Annotated in this window: 13 protein-coding genes; 6 read left to right on the forward strand and 7 right to left on the reverse strand. The window is 68.3% G+C overall.

All coding sequences use genetic code 11. The features are described from left to right. Nucleotides 1–38 precede the first annotated feature (38 nt). The gene (locus J2W22_RS20170; RefSeq protein ID WP_307120070.1) at nucleotides 39–860 is read right to left on the reverse strand and encodes a TylF/MycF/NovP-related O-methyltransferase; all 822 of its coding nucleotides are present in this window, start codon (nucleotides 858–860) and stop codon (nucleotides 39–41) included. Between J2W22_RS20170 and J2W22_RS20175 the strand changes: the two genes are divergently transcribed. Continuing rightward, nucleotides 852–1703 carry a polysaccharide pyruvyl transferase family protein gene (locus tag J2W22_RS20175; RefSeq protein ID WP_307120071.1) on the forward strand — a complete coding sequence of 284 codons (852 nt, stop codon included), beginning with the start codon at nucleotides 852–854 and terminating at the stop codon, nucleotides 1701–1703. The genes J2W22_RS20170 and J2W22_RS20175 overlap by 9 nt on opposite strands. Here J2W22_RS20175 and J2W22_RS20180 read toward each other — a convergent pair. Further along, complete coding sequence (locus J2W22_RS20180; RefSeq protein ID WP_307120072.1) at nucleotides 1681–2454, reverse strand: 2OG-Fe(II) oxygenase; 774 nt, start codon at nucleotides 2452–2454, stop codon at nucleotides 1681–1683. The two genes, J2W22_RS20175 and J2W22_RS20180, sit on opposite strands and share 23 nt — an antisense overlap. A gap of 132 nt (nucleotides 2455–2586) precedes the next feature. On the opposite strand from J2W22_RS20180, the gene J2W22_RS20185 reads away from it, so the two are divergent. Genes J2W22_RS20185 through J2W22_RS20195 form a run of 3 tightly spaced genes read left to right on the forward strand, consistent with a single transcriptional unit; the run spans nucleotide 2587 to nucleotide 5845 of the window. Next, a complete protein-coding gene (locus J2W22_RS20185) occupies nucleotides 2587–3354 on the forward strand; it encodes a hypothetical protein (protein ID WP_307120073.1) in 768 nt (255 codons plus the stop codon). Next, complete coding sequence (locus J2W22_RS20190; protein ID WP_307120074.1) at nucleotides 3354–4388, forward strand: glycosyltransferase family 2 protein; 1035 nt, start codon at nucleotides 3354–3356, stop codon at nucleotides 4386–4388. The genes J2W22_RS20185 and J2W22_RS20190 overlap by 1 nt, the downstream gene beginning before the upstream one ends. After that, nucleotides 4385–5845, forward strand: a complete 1461-nt coding sequence (locus J2W22_RS20195; RefSeq protein ID WP_307120075.1) for a lipopolysaccharide biosynthesis protein — start codon at nucleotides 4385–4387, stop codon at nucleotides 5843–5845. The genes J2W22_RS20190 and J2W22_RS20195 overlap by 4 nt, the downstream gene beginning before the upstream one ends. 204 nt (nucleotides 5846–6049) lie before the next feature. On the opposite strand, the gene J2W22_RS20200 is transcribed toward J2W22_RS20195, so the two are convergent. Both J2W22_RS20200 and J2W22_RS20205 read right to left on the reverse strand, forming a co-directional pair. Then, entirely contained in the window at nucleotides 6050–6943 is an 894-nt protein-coding gene (locus J2W22_RS20200; RefSeq protein WP_307120076.1) for an SDR family NAD(P)-dependent oxidoreductase, read from the reverse strand. A 76-nt stretch (nucleotides 6944–7019) separates the two neighbouring features. Next, entirely contained in the window at nucleotides 7020–7703 is a 684-nt protein-coding gene (locus J2W22_RS20205; protein ID WP_307120077.1) for a TetR/AcrR family transcriptional regulator, read from the reverse strand. A gap of 137 nt (nucleotides 7704–7840) precedes the next feature. On the opposite strand from J2W22_RS20205, the gene J2W22_RS20210 reads away from it, so the two are divergent. Further along, a complete protein-coding gene (locus J2W22_RS20210) occupies nucleotides 7841–9121 on the forward strand; it encodes a spinster family MFS transporter (protein ID WP_307120078.1) in 1281 nt (426 codons plus the stop codon). Further along, nucleotides 9118–10734 (forward strand): carboxylesterase/lipase family protein, encoded by a 1617-nt coding sequence (locus J2W22_RS20215; RefSeq protein WP_307120079.1) that lies wholly within the window; start codon nucleotides 9118–9120, stop codon nucleotides 10732–10734. Before J2W22_RS20210 ends, J2W22_RS20215 begins: the two co-directional genes overlap by 4 nt. Nucleotides 10735–11225: 491 nt before the next feature. Here the strand turns inward: J2W22_RS20215 and J2W22_RS20220 are convergent, their stop codons facing one another. From J2W22_RS20220 to J2W22_RS20230, 3 genes are all read right to left on the reverse strand, one after another. Beyond that, nucleotides 11226–12824, reverse strand: coding sequence for an AMP-binding protein (locus tag J2W22_RS20220; protein ID WP_307120080.1), 1599 nt, complete (start codon nucleotides 12822–12824; stop codon nucleotides 11226–11228). 64 nt (nucleotides 12825–12888) lie between these two features. Continuing rightward, entirely contained in the window at nucleotides 12889–15144 is a 2256-nt protein-coding gene (locus J2W22_RS20225) for a TonB-dependent receptor (protein ID WP_307120081.1), read from the reverse strand. A gap of 177 nt (nucleotides 15145–15321) precedes the next feature. After that, nucleotides 15322–16062, reverse strand: a complete 741-nt coding sequence (locus J2W22_RS20230; RefSeq protein ID WP_307120082.1) for an EF-hand domain-containing protein — start codon at nucleotides 16060–16062, stop codon at nucleotides 15322–15324. Nucleotides 16063–16150: the final 88 nt, after the last annotated feature.

Genomic DNA, 16150 nt, shown 5'->3' on the forward strand with positions numbered 1-16150 from the left:
TACGCTCGTTTAGGGTCGGCTGGTGGAGCGGCCGGGCATCATTGCCGGACGATGTGTACCCGGGTCCTGCGGATCATCGCGAAGGCCGGATTGGCTTCCAGGAACTCGTCGACGGCGAGCCTGCATCCCGATTTGAAGTCGTAATCGTCCACCACCATCACGCCGCCGGCGGCCAGGCGCGGGGCGATCCGCTCGAGGCAGGTGCGCACCGATTCATAGCGGTCGCAGTCGATATGGGCGAGCGCGACAGGCTCGTCGCCGTCGAGCGTGTCCTGCACCAGCCCCTTCACGAAGCGTATCCGGTTCCGCTCGGGCGGCAGGCCATAGCGGCGGAAGGTCGCGACGATCGTGTCGAGCAGGCCGTCGACATAGCCATAATAGGTCCGGGAGCCGATGCCGCCCGATCGGCCGCTGGCGATCTCGTCCCAGCGGCGATGCACGTCCGGGCCGTCCTTCGCGCTCGGCCCCGGCGGCATGCCGAACACGTCGAAGACCAGCAGCTCGCGGTCCGGCGCCTTGGCCGCGGCCATCACCAGCGCGGAGCCGCCGCTGCCGCAGCCGGCCTCCAGGATCACGCCTGCCACCTCCTCGCGGTCGACCCGGCGGACTTCGTCGTGCAGCTCGGTCAGCGTGTCCCCGCCGCTATAGCTGAGCTGGTCCCACACCACCCGCCGCACCGCCGCCGGCTCGCGCCAGCCGCGCAGCACCAGCCGGGCACCGCGGCGCAGGCCATTCGGAAACTTCTCGCGAAATCGATCTAACACCTTGATCCTCGGCAGGTTGCGCCCGAAAGCGGCGGTGCGCGGGCCGGCCGCCATGGCGCAATTGGGGGCATGATGGAATTCGGAATCTTGCAGCACGAAACCGATAACCTCGGGGACGAGATCCAGACGATCGCGGCGCGCCGGTTCATGCCGCGGGTCGATCACCTGGTGCCGCGCGAGGGGAGCGATCGCCCGATCGCCGGCGACGGGCCGATCCGGCTGATCCTCAACGGCTGGTTCATGCACCAGCCCCGCGCCTGGCCACCCCATGCGCGGATCGACCCGCTGTTCGTCTCCTTCCATGTCACCGATGCCGGCGGGCGTCGCCGCCTGCTCACCCGCACGCGGCCGCGCGACCTGATCCTCGGCCGCCATCTCGTCTATCTGAAGGCGCACGAACCGATCGGCGCGCGCGACCGGGACACGCTGGCGGCGCTCCGGGCGAAGGGCATCGACGCCTATTATTCGGGCTGCCTCACGCTCACCCTGCCGCCGCGCGACATGCCGAAGACGGGCGAGGTCATCGCGGTCGACCTTTCCGAGGCGATGCTCGCCGAGCTCGAGCGCCGGATCGGCCGCAAGCCGGTCATCGTCACCCACAATGCCGAAGGCGGCCTCGATCATGACGAACGCGTGCGGCAGGCGGAGGCGCTGCTCGACCTTTACGCCGGTGCGGCCTGCGTGGTCACCACGCGCCTCCACTGTGCACTGCCCTGCCTGGCGTTCGGCACCCCGGTGCTGTTCGTCAACAAGGGCGACGCCAATAGCCGCGTCCAGCCCGCGCTCGACCTCGCCCGAAACTGCACCGCGGCCGAATTCCTGGCCGGGGAGGGCGGCTATGACCCGCTCGACCCGCCGCCCAATCCGGACGATTTCCGCCCGCTCGCCGCGGCGATGGAGGCGCGCTGCGAGGCGTTTATCGCTGGATCTGCCGCCTGACCGCCTTCTCGACCCGGTCCTGAAGCGCTTCCCAGCGCGTCGGCTGCGGCCCCGCGCCACCCTGCCACAGGTCGCGGGTACTCGACACGGTCACCTGCACGAAGTTGCGCGGCGCGCGCTGGCGGCGGATCGGCGATACCGAATGGACCGACGCCTCGTTGCAGGGGAACACCACCATCCGGTTGTGCTTCGGGCGCACCGCCAGCGTCTCGTCCCCGGCGCCGTGCAGCACCAGGTCGCCGCCGGCCATCGCATTCTCCTCGGCGTCGCAGAAATAGATCAGCAGCGAGATCGCCCGGCGGCGATGGTCGAGGTGCGGACGGCGGCGATAGCCCGCCAGGCCCTGCATGATGTCCAGCCGCACCCACAGCTTGTCGGCCTCCAGGTCATGGCCGGTCAGCTCGAGCTTCTGCTTGTCCTCGCGATTCTCGAGGAAGGGCACATAGCTGGCGTCCGACAGATCGACGATCGTCTCGTCGCGGAACACTTCGGGGAATGCCGCGAGGCAGGCGCGGATGAAGTCGTCCGAATGGAAGCGCTCGAACATGGCCCGCCAGCTCGGATCGCGCTCGACCAGCTGGTCATATTCGGCATCGCCCCAGAACAGCGTGTAGCCGGTCGGGCCGGTATTGGCCGGGCATTTCGGGAAGGAATCGCGCAGGCGCGCATAGAGATCGGGCTCGAGCCAGTCGTCGACCAGGATATGGTCGAAGGGCGCCTTGCGGACCTGGTTGAACTGGAAGTCGAACACAATCGATGCCCCGTATCGTAAAGATGAACGTCCTCAACCCCGGAACCGAATCGATGTCAATTCGACAGGAGCGCGCTTGAGGCCGCGGGGCCTTCGTGCAATGTGAACATGGGGTTAGGCAATGGGGTTCCTGTGTCGGTCGAATGTGTTGCGCTGTGGGTCGGGGGGCATCTCGGCCCCGTCGAACGAGCCTGCCTGCGCTCGGCGCTGCGCCACGGCCACCGCGTAACCCTCTATCATTACGAGCCCGTAACCGGCGTGCCCGAGGGCGTCGAACTGCGCGACGGCGCCGCGATTGTCCCTGCCGAGCGGATGATCCGCCACCAGAGCGGCAGCCTGGCGCTGTTCTCCGACCTGTTCCGCTTCGCGCTCCAGCGCCGCGGCCTCGGCACCTGGATCGACTGCGACATGTATTTCCTGCGCCCGCTCGATCCCGTGCAGCCTTATCTGTTCGGTCGCGAGGACGATCATTTCATCAACACCGGCGTGCTCCGGATCCCGGGCGGGTCGCCGTTGCTCGCCGATCTGCTCGGCATCTTCGATCAGCGCGAGATTCCCTTCTGGCTGCCGCTGCGCCACCGCGCGCTGGCCTGGCTGCGGCGTGCGCTGACCGGCCGGACGGCGGTGGAGCGCATGCCCTGGGGCGCCGCCGGGCCCAAGGCGCTGACCGCGCTCGCCGCCCGGCACGGCGTCGCCAGGCTGGCCCTGCCGGTCCAGGCCTTCTGCCCGGTCAGCTACCGCGATGCGCGCTGGATCCTCGATCCGTCGGTTGCGTTGGAGGACAAGGTCGGGCCGGAGACGGTGGCGGTCCATCTGTGGAACGATCGCATCGCCGCCTTCAAGAACCTGCCCGCACCTCCGGGGAGCTTCCTTGCCCGGTTGCAGGAAGAGGGCAGCTAGTGTCGCGACCCAGTGTCAGTGTCGTGATGCCGGTGCACAACGCGCTCCCCTATCTGGACGAGAGCGTCGAGAGCATCCTCGCGCAGAGCTTCGCCGATTTCGAGTTCGTGATCGGCGACAATGGCTCGGTCGACGGCACGACCGAGCGGCTTGAATATTGGGCGCAGCGCGATCCGCGCATCCGGCTGTTCCACAATCCCCGCCGCCTCGGCCCTGCCGGCAGCTCGAACTGGGTGGTCGAGCAGTCCCGGGGCGAGCTGGTCGCCCGCATGGACGCCGACGACATCGCCCATCCCGAGCGGCTGCTCCGCCAGGTCCGCGCGATGGAGCGCCGGCCCGATGCCAGCCTGATCGGCACGCTGTTCGACACGATCGACGAGGCCGGCCGCCCGGTGCGCCCGCCCGCCTATTTCCGTGTCGGCGGCATCTCGCCCACCCCGGCCTTCTGCCATCCGACGATCCTGCTGCGCCGCACTGCCTTCGATCGCGTCGGCGGCTACCGCGCCGCTGCCGATTATTGGGAGGACACCGATCTCTACTGGCGGCTGGCCGGCGAGGGGCGGCTGTTCGTCCTGCCCGAGAATCTGATGACCGTGCGCCACTCGACCAGCAGCAGCCGGGGCGAGGCGCGGCTGCGCGAAGTCGATGAAGCCGTCGACGATTTCTGCCGCTCGCTCATCGCCTATCGCGCGGGCCGCGATCCCGCCGAGCTGCCGCTGCCCGCGCCCCGCGAGGACGGCGCACCGCGCAAGCTGTTGCCGCTCACCTTCGCCTATCGCGCCGCGGTGCCGGTCTGGGCCGGCAAGCGCCCCGATGTCGCGCGGCGCATGGCTGGCCGTGTAGACATGCGCTTCGATTTCCGGTCGCTGCTCGCGGGCGCCTCGATCCTGTGGGGCACGCTCGCGCCGCGATCGATGCGCTGGTTCCTGGTGAAGATGATCCGGCTGCGCAACGCCCGCACCGGCAAGGTGCCGGCCGAACTGGTCGAGTGGCAGCCCCGTCCGGCGCAGGGCGGGCGCGGGGAGGCGGCGTGAGCGGCGCAGGCGGGCGCTTCGATCCGCGGCCCCTGCTCCGTACCTCTGCCTTGCCCTTCGCGATCGCCAATTCGGTGGCGGGCGTCGCCGCGATCGGATCGGTCTTCCTCTTCACTCGCCTGCTCACCCCGCACGATTATGGCGTCTACGCCTCGGCCATCGCCGCGGTGCTGCTGCTCCAGAACCTCGCCTTCTTCTGGCTGCAGAGCGCCGCGCTCCGTCTCCATAGCCGGATCGGCATCGACCGGGACGCGGCGCAGTTCGGCTCGGCGATCCGCGCGAGCTATCTGCTTTGCGCCGGTTTCGCCTCGCTCGCCTGGATCGGTATCGCCGCCTGGCTGCTCGCTTCGGCCGGCGTGGCGGTGATGCTGCTCGGCTGGCTGCTGCTGGTGCTGCGCGGCTGGCTCACCCTCGCCAATGCCTGGAACCGCGGCCATCATCGCGACTGGCGCTATGCAGCCAGCGAAGTCGCCGCCTCGGGGGGAGGGCTGCTGCTCGGTGCCGCCGCAGTCTGGCTGCACCCGGCCGATCCCAGCGCGCCTTTGCTTGGTGCCGTGGCGGCGGCGGCGCTGGCCGCACTCCTCACCCCCGGCCTGGCCTTCGGCCCGGTCCGGCTGCGCGCCTCGGCGGAGCAGGTCCGCGCCTTCTGGCGCTATGGCGCGCCGCTCGCCCTGGTCTCGCTCACCGCGACGATGCTCGCGCTGTCCGACCGGCTGCTGCTCGCCGGCCTGCTCGGGCCGGTCGCGGTCGGCGCCTATAGCGTCGGCTATGCGCTTGCCGAGCGCCCGCTCAACCTGATCCTCCAGCCGATCGGCCTTGCCTCCAAGCCGAGGCTGTACAAGGCCTATGAGGCGGAGGGCTTCGCCGCCGCGCGCCCGCTGCTCGCGCGCGATGCCCGCTGGTTCATGCTGCTCGGTTTCCCGGTCACCGTCACGCTGATCGCCGCGCCGCACCGGATCGCCACGATCCTGGTCGGTCCGGCCCTGTCGGCGATGGCTGCCCAGGTGATGCCCTGGGTCGCGATCGGCTCGCTCCTATCCTGCCTGACGGTGCTCCACTTCGCGCTCGCCTTCCAGCTCTCGAAGAAGACCGGCTGGACGATCGCCGCCATCGCCCCCGCCGCACTGGTCAACCTGGTCGCCAACCTCGTCTTGATCCCGCGCTACGGCTTCATCGCCGCAGCCTGGACGACCGCCGGCTGCTATGCGCTTGCGCTGGTACTGATGGTCCTGCTTGGCCGGCGGCATCTGCGCGTGCCGTTCCCGCCGGGGACCTTCCTCTGCACCGGCCTGTCGAGCCTGGCGCTTGCCGCGTTCCTGCGCAGCTCGGACTGGGCAGGGCTGCTCGGCCTGGTCGAGATGGTGGCTGGCGGCGCGGCGGTCTATGCGGTGTGCTTGGGCCTGACCCTGGGGATTGGACACTGGCTGAGAGGGCGGACGCGCTCGGTCGCGGGCTAGGGCGTATCGACCTTCTTCTTCCGTTCCCCGGCGAAAGCCGGGGGCCAGGGTCACAAGCACATCGACTCGAACATCTGCTGGACCTGTTCAATCTTGGCACTCGGCAGAGAAACCCTGGGCCCCGGCTTTCGCCGGGGAACAGCTAGCTACCCTCTGTATCCGGTACCGCCGACAGGGCGCGCCGCCCCAGCCGGAGCGGATCGCTCAACGCACCGCCGCTGCGACCGGCGCCTTGCCGGTGGCGGCCGCCACTTCGCGCTCGGCCTGGGTGAAGCCGTAGGCAGGGACGATCTCGCCGGTCCGGTCAACGACGTCGGCCCAGCCCGCGACGACCTGCTCGCCGGCATCGGCCGCGCGGCCTATCTGGATGCCGTCGGTCAGCGTGATGTGCGCGGCGGCGAAATGCCCAGCGCCGGCGCAAAGGATCGCGCGGGTAGGGGCGTCGTCGCCGACCAGGGCGAGCAGGCCGGGACTCACAAGATCGGGTGCCAGCATCCCCAGGCTCTCCGCCGAGAGCACCCCCTCGGTCATGCCGGTCGCGGCGGTGGGGGCCAGGCTGTTGACCCGGATGCCGTATTTCTCGCCTTCGATCGCCAGCGTCTGCATCAGCCCGACCAGCGCCAGCTTGGCCGCGCCGTAATTCGCCTGGCCGAAATTGCCGTACAGGCCCGAGGAGGAGGTGGTCATCACGATGCGGCCAAAGTTCTGCGCGCGCATCTGCTCCCACACCGCCTTGCAGCAGATCGCCGCACCGATCAGGTGGACGTCCACCACTAGGCGGAAATCGTCGATGCTCATCTTGGCGAAGCTCTTGTCGCGCAGGATGCCGGCATTGTTGACCAGGATGTCGATGCGGCCCCAGCGGTCGACGGTCTCGGCGACCATCGCGGCGATGCGCGCTTCGTCGGTCACCGATGCGGCGAAGGCGAGGGCCTCGCCCCCCGCGGCGCGGATCTCGGCGGCGACGGCATCGGCTGCGGGCTGGGACAGGTCGTTGACCACCACCCTTGCTCCCTTGCTCGCCAGGTACAGCGCATGCGCGCGCCCCAGTCCCCCGCCCGAACCCGTCACCACTGCTACACGACCCGCCAGCGACATCCCGCTCTCCGTTCCTGATTTGACGGGAGGCTTGGTAGCGCTGCAATCATTCACTCGCAAGAGAGCGAATTGAAGTCTACTTCCCGCGCCTGCAGATCTCGAGGAAACCGGCGGCCATGAACGAGGCCATCCGCTCCTTCACCGCGGCGAAGTCGTCCGAATGGCACAGGCCGTGGGAGAGCTTGTCGATGCGGCCCGTGCGGGCGAGGGTGAGCATCAGCGCGCCGGTGACGAAGTGATAGCCCCAGAAGATGTCCTCCTCGGCGCAGTCGGGCAGGGCCTGCTTGAGCAGCCCGATCAGGCGGAGCACCACGGGGTCGAAATGCGCGTCCATCAAATCGGCGCCCCAGGCCGGGGTGTTGGCGACCTGCGCGCCGAGCTTGGCATAGTTCTTCCAGCCCTCGCCGCCCTGGATATAGGTGTCCAGGTCGGTATCGAGGAACGCCCGCAGCGCACCCTCGACGGTCGGCTTGCCCTTGGCCTCTGCCTCGTACGCGTCGAGCGCCTGCATCCGCCGCTCGCTGGTCACCACCGCCCGCCTGGCGAACACGGCGTCGAACAGCGCTTTCTTGTCGGCGAAATAGTAATTGAGCAGCGTGTGGTGGACGCCCACCTGCTTGGCGACGTCCTTCAGCGTGACGCCATAGAGCCCGTGCTGCGAGAACAACTCCTCGGCAGCGTCGTAGATCTGCTCCATCGTCTCGGCGCGCTGCTCGGCCTTGCGCGAGCGGCGAACGGGCTTGGCGGTTTCGGTCACCACCCGTCCATCCTGTCTGGCGCGGCCATCGTCAAGCCTTCGTGCGGATATTCACACGCGTGATAGTGTATGTTGACAGCATTGCGCGCTTGCCCGCATGATGCACCCAAGGCGGAAAATCCGCCAGGGAGAGAGGACGCGTGGAAACTCAGGCAGGCGGCGCGCGCCGCTGGATCGTGCTCGTCACGCTCACTTTCGTCTATGTGCTCAACTTCCTCGACCGGCAGCTGCTCGGCATCCTCGCCAAGCCGATCCAGGACTCGCTCCACGTCACCGACAGCCAGCTCGGGCTGATCGGCGGGCTCTATTTCGCGATGTTCTACTGCTTCATCGCGATCCCCGTCGGCTGGCTCGCCGACCGCACCAGCCGCGTGACCATCCTCTCGCTCGCCTGCGCGATCTGGAGCGCCGCGACGATCGCCTGCGGCCTCGCCACCAGCTACACCCAGCTGGTCGTCGCCCGCATGACCGTCGGCTTCGGCGAGGCGGGCGGGGTGCCGCCCAGCTACGCGATCATCACCGACACCTTCCGGCCCGGCGAGCGCGGCACCGCCTTCGGCATCTTCAACCTCGGCCCGCCGATCGGCGCGGCGCTGGGCATCGCGTTCGGCGCCTCGATCGCCGCGCTGCTCGACTGGCGTATCGCCTTCATCGCGATCGGCGCGGTCGGCGTGGTCACCGCGATCCTCGTGCCGCTGATCGTGCGCGAGCCGAAGCGCGGCGCGACCGACCTTAACGCACCCGTCCAGCCCGCTGCCGCCAAGGCGCCCTTCTGGGGCACCTGCACGATGTTCTTCGGCCACCCGGTGCTGATGCTCGCCGCGCTGGGCAGCGGCGCCACCCAGTTCGTCACCTATGGCCTGGGCAATTTCGCCGTGCTGTTCCTGATCCGCGAAAAGGGCATGACCCTGCCCGAGATCGCGATCTGGTATGCGCTGGTCGTCGCGATCGGCATGGGTGCCGCGATGCTGATCTCCGGCCGCGTCATCGACCGGCTGAGCCGTCGCAGCCGCACCGTCTACGCGCTCGGCCCCGCCATCTCGCTCGCCGTGGCGCTGCCCTTCTACCTCGCCTTTGTCTGGGCGCCCGGCTGGCCGCTGGCGCTGCTGCTGCTGACCATCGTCAACTGCTTCAACTATTTCTACCTCTCCGCCTCGGTCGCCCTGGTCCAGGAGGAAGTCCGCCCCGACCAGCGTGTGCTCTCGGGCGCGCTGCTGCTGCTGGTGATGAACTTCATCGGCCTCGGCCTGGGACCCACTTATGTCGGGGCCGCCAGCGACTGGTTCAAAAGCCATGGCTACGAACACGGCCTCCAGCTCGCCCTCTACACACTGTCGCCCTTCTACCTGATCGCGATTGCGCTCTTCCTCACGCTCGCCCGGGTCCTCCGCGCCGAGCAGACCGCAAAGGTGCCCGCATGAAGCCCTTCCGCCACGCCGCCCTTGCCACCGCCCTGTTGCTCTCGGGCACCGCGCTCGCGCAGGAGCCCGTCGTCAACGCACCCTCGGGCAGCGTCAGCGGTACGCTCGAGGGCAGCATCCGCGCCTTCAAGGGCATTCCCTATGCCGTCCCTCCGGTCGGCGGGATGCGCTGGCGCCCGCCCGCGCCGATGCAGCCCTGGACCGGCACGCGTGCCGCGAAGGACTTCGGCCCCGCCTGCGTCCAGCCCCAGGCCAAGGCGCCCACCTCGGTCTATTCCCCGGCCGCCCCGATGCCGGTCAGCGAGGACTGCCTGACGCTCAACATCTGGGCGCCAGTCAATGCGAAAAAGGCCCCGGTCTTCTTCTGGATCCATGGCGGCGCGCTGTCGGGCGGTTCAAGCCGCGAGCCGATGTATGACGGCAGCAAGCTCGCCGAGCAGGGCGTGGTCGTCGTCTCGATCAACTACCGCCTCGGCGTGCTCGGCTGGCTCGCCCATCCCCAGCTCTCCGCGGAATCCCCCCAAAAGGTCTCGGGCAATTACGGCCTGCTCGACCAGATGGCCGCGCTCGCCTGGGTGAAGCACAATATCGCTTCCTTCGGCGGCGACCCGGCAAAGGTGACGATCGCAGGCGAATCCGCCGGCGGGCTCAGCGTGATGTTCCTGATGGAATCGCCGCTCGCCCGCGGCACCTTCCACCAGGCGATCGCCCAGAGCGCGTACATGGTGACGATGCCCAACCTCAAGAAGGAGGCCTATGGCACCCCCTCGGCCGAGGCGATCGGCACGATGCTCTCCGCCGGCCTCCAGGCGCCCAACCTCGCCGCGCTGCGCGGGATGGACGCCCAGGCGATCACCGACGGCGCCGCCAAGCTCGGCTTCTTCCCCTTCGGCGTGGTCGACGGCCTCGTCCTGCCCAGCCAGATGGTCGAGGCGTTCGACCAGGGCAAGCAGGCTCCGGTGCCGATCCTGACCGGCTTCAACCAGGGCGAGATCCGCTCGCTCCGCATCCTCGCGCCCAAGGCCCCGGCGACGCCCGAGGAGTATGAGAAGGCCATTCGCGAGAAGTACGGTGAGTTCGCCGACGCCTTCCTCAACCTCTATCCCGCGGCGACCTACAAGGAGAGCATCCTCGCGACCACCCGCGACGCGCTCTATGGCTGGACCAGCGAGCGGCTCGCCCGCAGGCAGGGTGCGCTCGGCAAGCCGGCCTATGTGTATCTCTGGGACCACGGCTATCCGGCGATGGACGACAAGGACCTCCACGCCTTCCACGCCAGCGAGCTGCCCTATGTATTCGGCAACCTCACCCCGCTGCCGCCGCTCTGGCCGGCCATCCCCGAGAGCGACCGGCCGCTGTCCGACACGATGCTCGGCCATTGGGCGAGCTTCGTGAAGACCGGCAACCCGGGCGCGGCCTGGCCGGCCTTCGGCAAGGACCGCGCCTATCTCCACATCACCGACGCGCCGAAGGCCGAGACCGGCCTGATGCCCGGCATGTACGACCAGTATGAGGCGGTGGTCTGCCGCCGCCGCGCGGCGGGGGTTGCGTGGAACTGGAATGTCGGCCTGGCCTCGCCCAAGCTGCCGGCCAAGGCGAAGGGGTGCGATTGAGCCTTAAAAAGCCCCTCCCCTTCAGGGGAGGGGTTGGGGTGGGGCATGTGTCTCACCGAGACTTTCGCCCGCGGACAGCCCCCACCCCAAACCCCTCCCCTGAAGGGGAGGGGCTTAAGGAGACAAGTAACAGATTTTCCCCGGCGAAGGCCGGGGCCCAGACTAAGCAGTGCGCGGCGAAGACGCGCCAAGGCGCGTGATTTCAAGGACTGGGCCCCGGCCTTCGCCGGGGAAAAGGGAGGAAGTCTGCGCACTGCTCACCCTATCCGTCATCCCGGCGGAAGCCGGGATCTCAGGCGAAGGCGAGGGGAAGGAGACGCACGAGATCCCGGCTTTCGCCGGGATGACGGGAAGGGGCCAGTACCACCCCATCGTCACCCCGGCCTTGTGCCGGGGTCCACCGGGAGGCGAGCACTGGACAAGAGGCTCGCAGACAGGAATTGCGGCACAGCGGACCCCGGCACAAGGCCGGGGTGACGGGTGGAGGGAACCTACCGCCCCACCTTCCGCCCAGCGATCCGCCCCTCCGCATACTCCTCCCGCAGCCTTTTCTTGTCGATCTTCCCCGAAGCCGCCAGCGGCATCGCCGGAACTTCGGCGACCTCGCCCGGGATCCACCAGTCGGCGACCTTGCCCCGCAGCATCTCGAGCAGCGCGCGCGGGTCCTCGCCCTGGCTCTCGACGATCAGCACCGGCCGCTCGCCCCATTTATCGTCCGCCCGCGCGATCACCGCGACATGCCGCACGGCCGGGTGCGTGCCGACGATCGCCTCGATCTCGTTGGGGTTGATCCACTCGCCGCCCGACTTGATCAGATCCTTGGCCCGCCCGCAGATCGTCAGGTTGCCGGCGGCGTCGAGCATCGCCAGGTCGCCGGTGTCGAAATAGCCCTCGCCATCCAGCGCACTCTCCTCGGCGCGGAAATAGCGCTCGATCACGCTATGCCCCTTCACCTTGAGGTGCCCCAGCACGTTCCGTTGCGGCACCAGCGTGTTGCCCTCCGCATCGGTCAGCTTCAGGTCCAGCCCCATGATCGGCCGCCCCGAAGCCGGTGCCGCATCCGCGGGCAGGTCCCGGGGCGCAATCGCGCCGACGGGGGAGAGCTCGGTCATCCCCCAGCTCGTCTGCACCCGCGCGCCTAGCTTCTCCTCCAGCCGGCGGAGCAGTGCATCGGGGCAGCTCGATCCGCCGATCAGCACGCGCTCCAGCGCCGGGAAGGCCTCGCCGCTCGCCTCGGCCTGGTCGGCCAGCGTCAACCAGACGGTCTGGACGCCGACAGCGACAGTCACGCCTTCGTCGCGGATCAGCCGCGCCAGGCTCGGCCCGTCGAGCGTCCGCCCGGGCAGCACCAGCTTGGTCCCCGCCGCCGGCGCGGCGAAGGGCATGCCCCAGCCATTGGCATGGAACATCGGCACGCCGAGCAGCAGCGTGTCGCGCGCGGTGATCGCCACCGCGTCCGCCTGCAGCGCGCGCAGCGTGTGGAGATAGTTGGAGCGGTGGGTATAGACGACGCCCTTGGGGCTGCCCGTCGTCCCGCTGGTATAGCAAAGGCCGGCGGGGGCGTTCTCGTCGAACGCCCCCCAGGCCGCCGCGGCACCATGCGCCTCCAGCAAGGCGTCATGATGCCAGACCTGCACCCGGTGCGACCCGAGGGTGCCGATATCCGCGGCCGGTGCGTCCAGAACGATCACATGCTCGATCGTCGGGCACTGCGCGACCAGCTCGCATGCCAGCGGCACCAGGTCGGCAGACACCGCCAGCACCCGGTTCTCCGCCTCGTTGACCATCGCCGCCAGATGCGCCGCAGTCAGTCGCGGGTTGAGCGTGTGGCACACCAGCCCCATGCCCATCGCGGCATAGTAGATCTCGAAATGGTGGATCGTGTTCCAGGCGAGCGTGCCGACCACCTCGCCCTGGCGCAGCCCCAGCGCGGCGAGCGCGCCCGACATAAGGTTGCTCCGCGCGCGCAGCGCCGCATAGGTCGAGCGCCTGACGACACTGCCCGCATCGGCCTCGACGACCTCGCAGTCCTGGAACCACTTGGCGGCATGATCGAGGAACTTGTCTACTGTCAGGCCGAAGGGCTGCATGAAGTCTGGGACGCTTTCGACAGAAGGAAAGGCCGCCGGAGAGGCGCCGGCGGCCAGGGTGGGATCAGAAGGTCTTGAGCAGCTTGACGCCGTACTGGCGGGGCGGGCCCGCGAAATAGAGGCCGGAGTTCAGCGCCGCCGGATAATGCTGGTCGGTCAGGTTGGTGCCGTACAGGGTCACCGTCCAGCTCTTGTGCTGGTACGCCAGCTGCGCGTTCAGGATGTTGCGGGCCTCGAGATGGTCGCCGCGCGCGCTGTTCTGGAACAGGGTCGCCCACTGGTCGCCGACATGGCCGAAATTCGCCCGCGGGGTGATCTTGTCGCCATTGCCCAGTTCGATCTCGTACTGCGCGCCCAGGTTGAAGGTCAGGTTGGGCGCATAGGTCTGGCGGCGGCCGGTCAGGTTGAGGCACTTGGCGCTCGCCGGGCCGGTCGCCGGGCGGCATGGCAGCACCGGATCGGCGGGCGTGCCGGCCGGCGGGTTGCGCGTGTCCACCGCATAGAAGGTGCCCAGCTCGCTGTGCAGCACGTTGATGCCGGCATCGAGCTGCAGCTTGCCGAAGTGGAACTCGGTCTCCGCCTCGAAGCCATAGATCTTGGTCTTGCCCGGCACGTTCAGCTCGATGCCGAAGGTCGGGAAGTCGGGATAGCCGATGATGACCTGAAAGTTCTTGTAGTCGTTGTAGAAGCCGGTGAGCGTCGTGCGCACCTTGCCGCCCGCCCAGTTTGCCTTCCAGCCCGCCTCGAACGACGTGACCTCCTCGGGCTTGAACGGCGCGGGCAGGCCCAGGCCCACCGGCACGTTCAGGCCGCCCGGGCGGAAGCCGGTGGCGACGAAGCCATAGAGATACTGGGTGTCGGTCGCCTTCCAGCCCAGCGAAACCTTGTACGAGACATTGTCCGACTTCACCGTCTGGTCCTGCCGGATGTACGCGCCATACTGCAGCACATCGACATGGTTGGTCGACTGGCTGTCGGTGTAGCGGATGCCCGCATCGATCTTCAGCCGCGGCGTGATCGCGAAGCCGATCTGGCCGAATGCCGCGAGCGACCGCGTCGGGTTGGTGCCCTGCAGCTTGTACTGCGCGGTCGGCAGGTTGAACGGATAGGCCAGGTCGATGACGAACTGGTACGGCTTGCGGAAATAATAGTCGTTCCACAGGCCGAAGGCGCCGAGCAGCCAGGTGAAGCGGCCGGTATCGGGCGAGATCAGGTTGAGCTCGGTGGTGACCTGCTGCTCGTCGACGCTGTCGTAGAAGGTGCTGATACCGGTCGCGGTGCCGTCGAGGTCCGCGCGGTACATGGTGTTCGCCCATTGATAGCTCGAGACCGAGCGCAGCTTCACCCCGCCGGCCAGCTCGTACTCGGCTTTCAGCGTCGAGCGGACGAACTCGTCGCGCGCCGCCTGGGGCGCGTTGAACGACACGTCGAACAGGTCGCGGTGGTTCGGGTTGGGCGTCGAGGTGCCGGGCAGCGTCTCGAAATAGGTCGAGAACGGCGTCGCCGGATAGGCGCCCATGTCGAGATGGCCGGCATCGGTCTTCCACAGGATCGACAGGCGGTCGGTCGGCTTCCACAGGAAGCTGATGCGGCCGGCCATGATGCCGACATTGCCCTTGTCATAGGGGTAGGGCGATCCGTTCGGGCCGGTGATGTTGTAGAAGGTGTCGCGGCGCGAGGCGTAGAGCGCGACGCGCGCGGCGAAGGTGTCGCTCAGCGGCAGGTTGACCGCGCCCTGGAAGCCGGCGTCGTTGTAGTTGCCATAGTTCAGGTTGAAATAGCCGTGGATGCCGCCGCCGATGATCGGATCGTTGGTGTTGACGAACACCGCGCCGCCGGTGGCGTTCTGGCCGACGATCGTGCCCTGCGGTCCCCTCAGGACCTGGATGTTGGCGATGTCATAGTAAGGCTCGCCCTGCACGTACCCCGGAAAGGTCGGCACCCCGTCGCGGTACGTGATCACGCCCGTGGTGGTCTGGGTGTTGTGCTCGGCCTTGCCGATGCCACGGACGTTGAAGTCGTTGCCCTGGCCGAAATTATTCACGACGACGCTGGGCATCGCGAACTGCAGCGCATCGACATTGGCGACGCCCTTGTTGTCCAGCTGGGTGCCCGACAGGACCGAGGCAGAGACCGCGGTGGTCATCAGATTCTCGTTGCGGCGCTGCGCGGTGACGACGATCTCGCCATCTTCCGTGTCCGCAGCGTTCGCTTGGGCAGGGGCATCCTGCGGTTCGGGGGCAGCGGTCTGCGCCGCGGCCGCGCCGCTCCAGACCAGGGCCAGCGCCGATGCGCCGGCCAGCAACGGGCGATAGTTCATTCGGGTCCCTCCCACATCCATCTCCAGACGCGCTCTTCGTCGCGATGGCGGGAAGGATGCCGCAAAGCCGGAGGGCTTGCAACACTAATTCACTCATGAGTGAATATGTGGGTCCGGACAGTCGACCGGCGCCAACTTAGCGCCTTTCGGTGTCCGCAATGTCCTGTTTCCCCGAGGTCAGTCTTCGTCGCGCGGAGGACGTCCCATAGGGCCGCCAGGCCCGCCGGGCCCACGGTCGCGCGGCTCGAGGGCACGCAGCTCCTCCATGGTCAGCATGCCGTCATGATCGCTGTCGGCCGCATCGAACTTCCTGCGCTCATAGGCGAGCAGTTCGTCGAGCGAGACGCCCTTGTCGTAGTTGGTGTTGGCATTGACGATCACCATGGCGCTCAGCGGCTCGATCAGCCGGCGCAGCGCCCCGTCGTCCTCGTCCAGCTCGGGCATGATGCTCTCGGAGACCGGTCCGCCGATCTCGGCGACGGGCTGGTGCTCGGACGAGGCGACCGATCCCATGTCGTGCTGCCAGGCGAAGAACTCGGCGGCGCTGATGCTGCCGTCATGGTCGCTGTCGATCCGCTCGAACCGTGCCTTGATCCGCGCGTCTCGGCGCGCGTCGATCACCGACTTCAGCTCCTCGAAGGTGACTAGCCCGTCGCCATTCCTGTCGGCGATGCGGAACATCTCGGTGGTCGCCTTGTCGAGCCTGTCGCGCTTGACCGGCTTCATCACCTTCGGACGTCCGTCACCCGGGCCGCCGGGAGGACCGCCACGGCCATGGCCGCCGGGGCCTCGACCCCCGCCACCGGGAAAGCCGCCGCCACCGCCGCCCGGTCCCATCTGGGCAAAGGCCGGCGCCGCCATGGTCAGCGCCGCACCGAGCAGAAGCGCACGCACTGCGCCGGATTTCGAAACTCGCATCAAATTCCCCGTGAAAACCGTGCCTTCCGCTTTCCGGGGCCGGTCTCGCGCGGGAATTTCGGTTTGTTGCAAGGTGGAGAAACACAGG

Source organism: Sphingomonas kyeonggiensis (genome assembly GCF_030812785.1).
Lineage (GTDB): Bacteria > Pseudomonadota > Alphaproteobacteria > Sphingomonadales > Sphingomonadaceae > Sphingomonas > Sphingomonas kyeonggiensis_B.

Excerpts from the sequence above, each read along its gene's own strand:
- J2W22_RS20200 (WP_307120076.1), bottom strand. The coding sequence starts at position 6,943 with ATGTCGCTGGCGGGTCGTGTAGCAGTGGTGACGGGTTCGGGCGGGGGA.
- J2W22_RS20215 (WP_307120079.1), top strand. The coding sequence starts at position 9,118 with ATGAAGCCCTTCCGCCACGCCGCCCTTGCCACCGCCCTGTTGCTCTCG.
- J2W22_RS20220 (WP_307120080.1), bottom strand. The coding sequence starts at position 12,824 with ATGCAGCCCTTCGGCCTGACAGTAGACAAGTTCCTCGATCATGCCGCC.
- J2W22_RS20225 (WP_307120081.1), bottom strand. The coding sequence starts at position 15,144 with ATGAACTATCGCCCGTTGCTGGCCGGCGCATCGGCGCTGGCCCTGGTC.
- J2W22_RS20230 (WP_307120082.1), bottom strand. The coding sequence starts at position 16,062 with ATGCGAGTTTCGAAATCCGGCGCAGTGCGTGCGCTTCTGCTCGGTGCG.